Annotated in this window: 6 protein-coding genes; all 6 read left to right on the top strand. The window is 69.3% G+C overall.

Annotated elements, in window-relative coordinates; all coding sequences use genetic code 11:
• Positions 1-637 (top strand): substrate-binding domain-containing protein (locus tag Q0D57_RS00665; protein ID WP_291036652.1); only part of this gene is annotated, 637 nt, incomplete at its 5' end.
• A 180-nt stretch (positions 638-817) separates the two neighbouring features.
• Positions 818-2,347 carry a sugar ABC transporter ATP-binding protein gene (locus tag Q0D57_RS00660; RefSeq protein WP_291036650.1) on the top strand — a complete coding sequence of 510 codons (1,530 nt, stop codon included), beginning with the start codon at positions 818-820 and terminating at the stop codon, positions 2,345-2,347.
• Positions 2,344-3,453, top strand: a complete 1,110-nt coding sequence (locus Q0D57_RS00655; protein WP_291036647.1) for an ABC transporter permease — start codon at positions 2,344-2,346, stop codon at positions 3,451-3,453. The genes Q0D57_RS00660 and Q0D57_RS00655 overlap by 4 nt, the downstream gene beginning before the upstream one ends.
• Complete coding sequence (locus tag Q0D57_RS00650; protein ID WP_291036645.1) at positions 3,450-4,493, top strand: sugar ABC transporter permease; 1,044 nt, start codon at positions 3,450-3,452, stop codon at positions 4,491-4,493. The genes Q0D57_RS00655 and Q0D57_RS00650 overlap by 4 nt, the downstream gene beginning before the upstream one ends.
• 74 nt (positions 4,494-4,567) lie before the next feature.
• Entirely contained in the window at positions 4,568-9,535 is a 4,968-nt protein-coding gene (locus Q0D57_RS00645) for a family 43 glycosylhydrolase (RefSeq protein WP_291036643.1), read from the top strand.
• A 113-nt stretch (positions 9,536-9,648) separates the two neighbouring features.
• Entirely contained in the window at positions 9,649-10,842 is a 1,194-nt protein-coding gene (locus Q0D57_RS00640) for an MFS transporter (RefSeq protein WP_291036641.1), read from the top strand.
• The last annotated feature ends 30 nt before the right edge of the window (positions 10,843-10,872 follow it).

Below are 10,872 nucleotides of genomic sequence, written 5' to 3'. Positions count from 1 at the left end.
CGCCAAGGAAGCCGAGATCCCCGTCGTGCTCCTGGACCGCGGCATCGAGCCGAACGACACCGAGCTCTACACGAGCCGCATCGCTCCCGACAACGTGGGCATCAGCGCCTCGGCCGCCGAGTGGGCCAACGAGCAGTTCCCCGAGGGCGCCAACTACGTCGTGCTCGAGGGACCTCCCGGCCTCTCGGTCGTGAACGACCGCAACAAGGGCTGGGACGAGACGATCGACCCGAACTTCACCAAGCTCGAGTCGCAGTCGGCCAACTGGTCCACCGAAGAGGCCAAGAGCGTCTTCGAGACCATCCTCAAGGCCAACAACAACAACGTGCAGCTCGTCTTCGCCCAGAACGACGAGATGGGCCTCGGCGCCGCTCTCGCCGTCGAAGAGGCGGGCCTGAAGCCCGGCACCGACGTCAAGATCATCACGATCGACGGCACCAAGGCCGCCCTCGAGGCGCTCGCCGCCGGCCGTCTGAGCTTCGTGGCCGAGTACAACCCGCTGTTCGGCGACACCGCCATCGAGGTCGTCGACGCCGCCCTCGCCGGTGAGACCGTCGAGAGCGAGATCGTCGTTCCGAGCGTGACCTTCGACTCGCCCGAGGCGGCGACCGAGGCTCTGCCCGACCGCGCGTTCTGATCCGCCCGCACCACTGAGGACCGGTCGTCCGGCAGCTGAGCACCGCTGCCGGACGACCGCATCCGCACTGCACCACCACGCAGCGCACGCACCACCCGCAGCGCACGCACCACCGCGCTGCACGCACCACCACGAACCCACCGACGACGCCGGGCAGCCGGCAGAACGACCAGGCAGACAATGGCACCCACAGAGCCGATCGTCGAGATGGAGGACATCTCGATCGAGTTCCCCGGCGTCAAGGCCCTCCAGAACGTGCGCTTCCGCCTCTTCCCCGGCGAAGTGCACACCCTGATGGGCGAGAACGGCGCCGGCAAGTCGACCCTCATCAAGGCGCTCACCGGCGTCTACAAGATCGACTCCGGCACCATCACGGTCGCCGGTGGTCCCCGCTCCTTCTCCGGCACGGCGGATGCGCAGAACGCCGGCATCTCGACGGTGTACCAGGAGGTCAACCTCTGCGACAACCTCACCATCGGTGAGAACGTCATGCTCGGCCACGAGGTCCGGAGCCCCCTCGGCATCAACTGGAAGAAGACCCACGAGGCCGCGCACGAAGCGCTCGTGAGTCTCGGCCTCGGCGACCTCGATCCGAAGCAGCCGCTCTCGAGCATCTCGCTCGCGCTGCAGCAGCTCGTGGCCATCAGCCGCGCCATGGTCACGAACTCCAAGGTGCTCATCCTCGACGAGCCCACCTCGAGCCTCGACGCGAACGAGGTCGAGGGCCTCTTCCAGGTGATGCGGCGGCTCCGCGACCAGGGCGTCGCCATCCTCTTCGTCTCGCACTTCCTCGACCAGGTCTACGCCATCAGCGACCGCCTCACGGTGCTCCGCAACGGCGAGTTCGTGGGCGAGTACATGACCCCCGAGCTGAACCGCACCGAGCTCATCTCCAAGATGATCGGCAAGGACTACGGCGCGCTCGCCGCGCTCGGCTCCAACCGAGGCCGTGCCGCCTCGGCCGACGGAACCCCCGCCTTCTACAAGGCCACCGACCTCGGCCGCAAGGGCTCGATCGAGCCCGTCGACATCGAGGTGCACGCCGGCGAGGTCGTCGGCCTCGCCGGCCTCCTCGGCTCCGGCCGCACCGAGCTCGGCCGCCTCATCTACGGCGCCGACCGCCCCGACTCGGGCGAGGTCACGATCGACGGAGTCACCTCCGAGGTGCACAGCCCGATGGCCGGGCTCTCGAAGAAGATCGCCTTCTCCACCGAGAACCGGCGCGACGAGGGCATCATCGGCGACCTCACCGTGCGCGAGAACCTCATCCTCGCGGTGCAGGCCCGCCGCGGCTGGGCACGTCCGCTCTCCCGCCGCGAGCAGAACGAGCTGTGCGAGAAGTACCTGCTCGAGCTCAACGTGCGGCCCTCCGATCCGGAGCGCCCCATCAAGAACCTCTCCGGCGGCAACCAGCAGAAGGTGCTGCTCGGCCGCTGGCTCGCCACGAAGCCCGAACTGATCGTGCTCGACGAGCCCACCCGTGGAATCGACGTGGGTGCGAAGGCCGAGATCCAGGAGGCCATCGCCGCCCTCGCCGAGGACGGCATGTCGGTGGTCTTCATCTCGTCCGAGCTCGAGGAGGTCGTGCGCCTCAGCGAACGCATCGTCGTGCTGAAGGATCACCGTAAGATCGGCGAGATCGTCAACGGTCCCGATGTCACCGCCGACACCATCGTCGATCTGATCGCCACCGAAGGGAGCGCCTCATGAGCGCCGCCGCACCGGCACCCGCATCCGGATCCGGGCCCTCATCCGCCCGCCGGATCGTGGGCGCCGTCATCCACCAGCCGTACATCTGGGCCATCGTGGCCCTGCTCCTGCTGCTGATCATCAACCTCGTGAAGGATCCGAGCTACCTCGGCGTCTCGGTCAATGCGGCCACGGGCAACCTCTCGGGCAACGTGATCGACATCCTGCGCGCCAGCGCCCCCATCATGATGATCGCGATCGGCATGACCCTCGTCATCGCCACCCGCGGCATCGACCTCTCGGTCGGCTCCGTGATGGCGGTCTCGGGCGCCGTCTCGATGGAGTTCATGAACAACTCCGGCGGCGGCGACGCGGGCACGGCCATCATGGCCGCGGCGCTCGCGCTCGGCATCAGCGCCGTGCTCGGCACCGTGAACGGCGTGCTCGTCTCGGTGGTGGGCCTCCAGCCCTTCATCACGACCCTCATCACGATGCTCGCCGGCCGCGGGCTCGCGAAGGTCATCACCTCGGGCCAGAACACCTCCGCCACCAACGAGCCGTTCCGCTGGCTCGCCAACGGCACCGTGTTCGGCTTCCCGGTGATCTTCGTGATCGGCGCCGTCATCGTCGCGATCGTGGCCATCCTGGTGCGCCGCACCGCACTCGGCCTCATGATCGAGTCGATCGGCATCAACCCGCGCGCCGCCCGCATGGCCGGCATCCGCCCCATCGGCATCCTCATCTCCGTCTACATCGTGAGCGCCGTGCTCGCCGGTATCGCCGGCATCTTCAGCACCGCGAGCGTCATGACGGTCGAGGTGGCCAAGACCGGCCTCAACGCCGAGATGGACGCCATCCTCGCCGTCGTCATCGGCGGCACCTCCCTCGCCGGCGGCAAGTTCTCGCTGACCGGCAGCGTGATCGGCGCCCTGCTGATCGCCACCCTCGACAAGACGATCGTGTTCCTCTCCATCCCGTCGTCGGCCACGCCGGCGTTCAAGGCGATCGTGATCGTGGTCATCTGCCTCCTCCAGTCGCAGCGGGTGAGAGCCCTCTTCGCCCGGCGGAGATCCCGGACGACGCCGTCGGCGCCCGTCCCGACGCGAAAGGAAACGGTGTCGGCATGAGCACCCTCATCGATCGCCCCACGCAGGGCGCACCCGCCACCCCCAAGCGCTCGCTCCGCTCGCGGCTCACCCCGAACCTCGAGACCCTGCCGACGCTGGCCGCCGTGGTCATCTTCATCGGCATGGTCATCTACGGTGAGATCGCCTACGGCCGGATCGTGCAGTTCAGCACCATCTCGAACCTGCTGATCAACAACTCCTACCTGATCATCCTCGCCGTAGGGCTCACCTTCGTGATCCTCACGGGAGGAGTCGACCTCTCGGTCGGCGCCGTCATCGCCATCAGCAGCCTCGTGGGCGTCATGCTCGCGAACGCCGGCTGGAATCCGGGCGTCGTCATGGTGCTGATGGTCCTGATCGGATCGGCCTTCGGTATCGCCTCGGGTGTTCTCGTGCAGTACTTCAACGTGCAGCCGTTCATCGCGACGCTCGCCATGATGTTCCTCGCCAGGGGCCTCGCCTCGATGCTGAGCACCACGCCCGAGCGCCTCGACGACGACTCGCCCATCCGCGCCCTCTCCACCGAGTGGAAGGTCGTCGACGGACCGAAGATCAACGACCTGATCACCACTCCCAACGTGCTGATCGCCGCCCTCGTGGTCATCGTGGCCTTCTTCGTGCTGCACAAGACGCGGCTGGGCCGCACGGTGTACGCCATCGGCGGCTCCGAGCAGTCGGCGCTCCTCATGGGACTGCCGGTCGTGCGCACCAAGCTCCTCGTCTACGTCATCAGCGGCACCCTCGCGGGCCTCGCCGCCGTGGTCTACACCTCGAAGCTCGGCATCGCGCAGAACATCACCGGTGTGGGCTGGGAGCTCGACGCCATCGCGGCCGTCATCATCGGCGGCACCCTGCTCACCGGCGGGGCGGGCTTCGTGCTCGGCTCCGTGATCGGTGCGCTCGTGCTCGGCCTCATGAACGTGCTGATCACCCGCGACGGCAGCATTCCGCCCGAGGCGACGACCATCATCACCGGTGGCATCCTGCTCGTCTTCGTGCTGCTGCAGCGGCTCGTGGTCTCGCGCAAACGCAAGACCTGATCTGAGCACCGGTGGCCCTGCCGGGCCGCGACCTGACCCCACTCGACAATGAAGCCGAACATGGAGAACATGCGATGAGACACGTGTCCCGCACGACGATGATCGCGGCCACGGTCGCCGCCCTGGTGGTGCCGCTCGCCGGCACCACCGTGGCAGCGCCCGCCCTGGCTGTGCCGACCGACCACCTGGTGGCGCACTACGCGCTCGACGAGACCGCCGGCACCGCCGCGGTCGACAGCTCGGGCAACGGTCGCGACGCCACCTACGCCGGCGGCCCCGCCCTCGGCGGCGACGCGGGCGTGACGCTCGACGGCACCGACGACCACGTGGTCCTGCCGGCGAACATCCTCGCCGGCCTCGACTCGGTCACCGTGAGCCTCGACGTGCTGGTGCGGCCCACCCAGGCCTCGCCCTACTTCCTCTTCGGTCTCGGCAACCCGGCCACGAGCAACACCGGCAGCGGCTACCTCTTCGCCACCGGCAACCCGCTCCGCGCCGGCATCACCACCGGCAACTGGAGCGGCGAGCAGGTGGCGAACTCCGGCGCCAACCTCGAGCGCGGCGTCTGGAAGACCGTCACCTACACGCTCGACGACGCGAGCGACACCGCCCGCATCTACCTCGACGGTGCACAGGTCGCCGAGCAGACCGGTGTCACCGTCAAGCCGCGCGAGATCGGCAACGGTTCGACCGTGGCCAACTACATCGGCCGCTCCAACTACGCCGCCGACCGCTACCTCGCCGGCAGCGTCCGCGACTTCCGCCTCTACGACACCGCGCTCTCCGTCGAGGAGATCGCCGGGCTCCAGGTCGCCGACGAGACGCGCGTCGAGCGCGACGTCGCCCAGCTCGCGCTCGGCGACCTCTCGGCCGTCGAGGCCGACATCACGCTGCCGACCGTGGCCCCCAACGGCTCGACCGTCACCTGGGCCTCGGATGCGCCGGACGTCGTCTCGTCGACGGGTGCGGTCACCCGCCCGGCAGCAGGCGAGGCCGACGCCCCCGTCATCCTCACCGCCACCATCACCCGTGGGGCCGCCACCGAGACCAAGCAGTTCCCGGCCACCGTGCTGGCGCTGCCGAGCGACCAGCTCGACGTCGACGAGGCCGCAGCTGCCCTCGCGATCCCCTCGATCGACGACGTGCGCGGCAACATCACGCTGCCCGGCGCCCCCGCCGGCATCGGCATCACCTGGGCCAGCTCGGACGCGGCCGTGATCGCCACCGACGGCGTCGTCACCCGCCCGAGCGCAGACGCCGAGGTGACGCTCACCGCGACCCTCACCAAGGGCGAGGCCTCCGCGACCCGATCCTTCACCGCCGTCGTGCGCGCCGCCGTGGCCGACACGGAGTACGAGGGCTACGCCTTCGCCTACTTCACGGGCAACTCGCTGGCCGGGGAGAACATCTACTTCGCCGCCAGCGAGGGCAACAACGCGCTCGACTGGAACGAGCTCAACGCCGGCCGTCCGGTCCTCACCTCCGACGAGGGCACCAAGGGCCTCCGCGACCCGTTCCTCATCCGCTCTCCCGAAGGCGACACCTTCTACCTGATCGCCACCGATCTCTCGATCGGCAGCGGCACCTCGTGGGGTGACGCCGTGCACAACGGCAGCCAGTTCATCGAGATCTGGGAGTCGCACGACCTCGTCAACTGGTCCGAGCAGCGGCACGTCAAGGTCGCCCCCGACAACGCGGGCATGACCTGGGCGCCCGAGGCCTACTACGACGACACCATCGGCGCCTACGTGGTGTTCTGGGCGTCGGCGCTCTACCCCGAGAGCGACCCCGACCGCACGACCAACACCTATCACCGCATGATGTACGCCACCACGCGCGACTTCGTGAGCTTCAGCGAGCCGCAGGTCTGGCAGGACCAGGGCGTCTCCCGCATCGACTCCACCGTGCTGGAGGAGGACGACACCTACTACCGCTTCACGAAGGACGAGGGAGCGAACACCGGCTGCGCCGACATCATCCAGGAGTCGTCGACCGACCTCCGCGCCACCCTCCCCTCGTGGACCCAGATCGACAGCTGCATCGGCCGCAACGCCGGCACGAGCGCGGTCGAGGGCCCGACGGCCTTCAAGGCCAACCCGGGAGACATCAACGGCGAGAAGTTCTACCTCTTCGTCGACGAGTACGGCGGACGCGGCTACATCCCGCTCGAGTCGGCCGACCTCGCGAACCCCGACTGGAAGGTCTCGGCAGACTACGACCTGCCCGCCAGCCCCCGCCACGGCACGGTCGTGCCGGTCACCGCGGCCGAGCTCGCCCTTCTCGAGGAGAGCCTCGGCGGCTCGCCCGACCCCGTGCCGGCCAACGAGGAGGGGCAGATCGTGAGCTACGACTTCTCCGACTCGACCGGATCCACCCTCACCGACGTCTCGGGCAACGGCCTCGACGGCTCCGTCATGGGCGGCGCCACGTTCAGCGACGGCGCGCTGCGCCTGGACGGCGGCGACGACTACGTGAAGCTGCCGAACGACATCCTCGCCGGCGTCACCGACGTCTCGGTGCAGGCCGAGGTCTGGATCGACGAGGACCAGCGAAACCCGTACTTCATCTACGGGCTCGGCAACACCTCGGGCGGCGCCGGCAACGGCTACCTGTTCAGCACGGGCAACGCCTATCGCACGAGCCTCGCCACCGGCAACTGGACCACGGAGCAGACCGTCTCGCAGGGCTCGAACCTGCAGCGAGGCCGCTGGGCGCACCTCACGTACACGCTCGAGGGCACGGCGGCGACGCTCTACCTCGACGGCGTGGAGGTGGCCTCGGGCACCGTCACCTCGGAGCCCGGCGACATCGGCGGCGGCTTCACGAGCGCCAACTACCTCGGCCGCTCGAACTACGACGGCGACAACCGGCTGAAGGGCGCGTTCCGCGAGTTCTCCCTCTACAACCGGGCGCTCTCGCCTGCCGAGGTGCTCGAGGCATCCGGCAACACCACAGCGCTCGCCGGGGTGACCCTCGAGGAGGACGTGCTGAAGACGGCACCGATCGTCGACACCGAGGCCCGTGAGGTCACCTTCCCGCTCGAGCCCGGCACCGACGCCTCGGCCCTCACCCCGGTGTGGACGACGTCGACCGCTGTGACCGCCTCGCCCGCCTCGGGCACGACGGTCGACCTGACCTCCCCGGTCGAGGTCACGCTCACGCCGAAGGCCGGCGGCGACGCCGTGGTCTGGACCCTCAGGGCGATCGAGATGAAGACGCCGAGCCTGCCCGGCCTCTACGCCGATCCCAACATCGCCGCCTTCGGCGACACGTACTACATCTACGCCACCTCCGACGGCTACCCCGGCTGGGGCGGCAAGGAGTTCTACGTCTGGTCGTCGAAGAACCTCGTCGACTGGGAGCGCTCGGAGGAGCCCTTCCTCACCCTCGACGGTGCGAACGGCAACGTCCCGTGGGCCACCGGCAACGCCTGGGCGCCGACGATCACCGAGAAGGGCGGCAAGTACTACTTCTACTTCAGCGGCCACAACCCCTCGGTCGACCGCAAGACGATCGGTGTGGCGGTCGCAGACAGCCCCACCGGTCCGTTCACCGCACAGCCGGAGGCGATGATCCTGAACAACGAGGCCGTGACCTCGGGCCAGGCCATCGACCCGGCGGCGTTCACCGACCCGGCCACCGGCAAGAGCTACCTCTTCTGGGGCAACGGCGCACCCGTGTACGCCGAGCTCTCGGACGACATGCTCTCGATCAAGCAGGAGACGCTGAAGCGCATCGAGGGCCTCACGGACTTCCGTGAGGGAACCTTCCTGAACTACCGCGACGGCCTCTACCACCTGACCTACTCGATCGACGACACCGGATCGGAGAACTACCGGGTGGGCTACGCCACGGCGACGAGCGTCGACGGGCCGTGGACCTATCGAGGGGTGCTCCTGCAGAAGGACCCGTCGCAGGGCATCCTCGGCACCGGCCACAACTCGGTGCTGAACGTTCCCGGCACCGACGACTGGTACATCGCGTACCACCGCTTCCAGATCCCGGGCGGTGACGGTCAGCACCGCGAGACCACCATCGACAAGCTGACCTTCGACCCGGAGACGGGGCTCATGCAGACCGTCGTGCCGACGCTCGAGGGTGTGGAGCCGCAGGAGATCCCTGGCACCGATCCCGAGCCGGAGCCGACCGTGGTCGACCGGATCGCGGGCGCGGACCGGTACGAGGTCGCCGTGAACACGTCGAAGGCCGGGTTCGCTGACGGGTCGTCGACTGTGTATGTCGCGTCGGGTGCTGTGTTCCCGGATGCCCTGTCGGCAGCTCCCGCTGCGACGGTCGCTGGCGCTCCGATCCTGCTGACGACGACCGCCGACCTGCCTGCAGGTGTCGCGGCCGAGATCAAGCGACTCGGGGCGACGAAGATCGTGATCGTCGGCGGGACCGCCACGGTGTCGGCCAACGTCGAGGCAGCCTTGAAGAAGCTGGGCACGGTCGCCCGGATCGGTGGGGCGGATCGGTACGAGGCGTCGCGGAACATCGCGAAGGCCGCGTTCCCTGACGGCGCACCCACCGCGGTGTTGTCGGCGGGAACGAAGTTCGCTGACGCTCTGTCGGCGGGTGCGGCGATCGATGGCGACGGCCCGGTGATCCTGGTCAAGGGCACCGCATCCACGCTGGATGCGGCGACCAAGAAGCTGCTGAACGATCTCGATGTGAAGAGCATCGCGATCGCCGGCGGCGAGGCGTCGGTCTCGGCAGGCATCCAGACGGATGCCGCGAAGATCGCGGACACCATCCGCCTGGGCGGGGCCGACCGGTACGAGGCGTCTCGCAGCATCAACGATCACTTCTTCACCGAAGCCGATCACGTGCTGCTGGCCACGGGCTTGAAGTTCTCCGACGCCCTCGCGGGCTCGGCGTACGGACCCCGGATGGACGCGCCCCTCTTCACGGTGAAGGCCGACTGCATCCCGGCGGCGACCCTCGCTCAGATCGAGGAGCTCGGAGCCACGAAGGTCACCCTCCTGGGTGGCCCGGCCAGCCTGAGCGCCGCCGTCGAGGACCTGGTGGCCTGCACCCCCTAGTCCCACCCCACCCCCACCACCCTCTGCCGAACCGTCACTTTCCACACATCCCTCAGCGGGATGGCGTGGAAAGTGACGGTTCGGCAGAGGCGCGAGGGGGCTAGGCTCGCCGGGTGGCGGAGTGGCAGGGGCACGAGCGGGGGAGCCGCGAGTACCGGCGCATCCTCGCGGGACTCTTCTTCGCCGGGGTCGCCACGTTCGCCCAGCTCTACTCCACGCAGGCGCTGCTGCCCGAGATCGCCGCCGAACTCCGGATCGCGCCCGCCACCGCCGCGCTCACGCTCTCCGTGGCGGCCATCGGCCTCGCCGTGGGGGTCATCCCGTGGTCGGTGCTCGCCGACCGGATCGGGCGGGTGCGCGCCATGACGACCGCGCTCGCCGGGGCATCCGTCATCGCGCTCGTCGTGCCGTTCTCGCCCAGCATCCCGGTGCTGCTGGCCGGGCGGTTCGTCGAGGGCCTCCTCGTGGCCGGAGTGCCCGCCACGGCCATCGCGCTGCTCGGCGAGGAGATCGCCAAGCGCGACATCGTGAGAGCGGCAGGCATCTACGTGGCGGGCACCTCGATCGGCGGGCTGTCGGGACGGCTCATCGCGGGGCCGGTGGGCGAGCTGGTGTCATGGCGGATCGGCGTTCTCGCGGTGGGGGCCGTCTGCGGGGTCGCGACGCTCGCGTTCCTCCTCCTGGTGCCGAGGGCGCGGGGGTTCGTGTCGTCGCGAGAGGCGGGTCGGGGGCTCGGGCACCGACTCGCGGTCAACCTCCGCTCGCCGCGGCTGCTCGTGCTCTACGCGCAGGGGTTCCTCCTGATGGGCGCGTTCGTGGCGCTCTACAACTACCTCGGCTTCCGGCTGCTCGGGGAGCCGTTCGCGCTGCCGCAGCTGCTCGTGAGCCTCATCTTCGTGGCCTACCTCTCGGGAACGGTGTCGGCATCCTGGGCCGGGGGAGTGGCCTCGCGCTTCGGCTCGCAGCGGGTGCTCGTGGGGGCCGGCCTCGTGATGATCGCGGGCGTCGCGCTCACGGCGGTCGACCAGCTGGCCGTGGTGCTCGTGGGCCTCGTCGTGGCCACCGCCGGCTTCTTCGCGGCGCACGCCATCGCATCCGGATGGACCGGTCGCGAGGCGGTCGTCGGCCGCGCCCAGGCCTCCTCTCTGTACAACCTCGCCTACTACGCGGGCTCGAGCCTCTTCGGCTGGTTCGGCGGCGTCGTGCTCGCGTGGGCGGGGTGGGACGCGGTGGTCGGCCTCATCGTGGCGCTCGTCGCCGCGGCCGGCGTGCTCGCCGCCCTGGTGCTGCGCCCGTCCCGGGCCTAGCGTCCGCCGCCTCGCCGCCCGCCGCCACGC

Origin of the sequence: Herbiconiux sp. (assembly GCF_023264895.1) — a bacterium.
GTDB lineage: Bacteria > Actinomycetota > Actinomycetes > Actinomycetales > Microbacteriaceae > Herbiconiux.
Note: the sequence above shows the minus strand (reverse complement) of the source record. Positions and strands in the feature narration are given on the sequence as shown.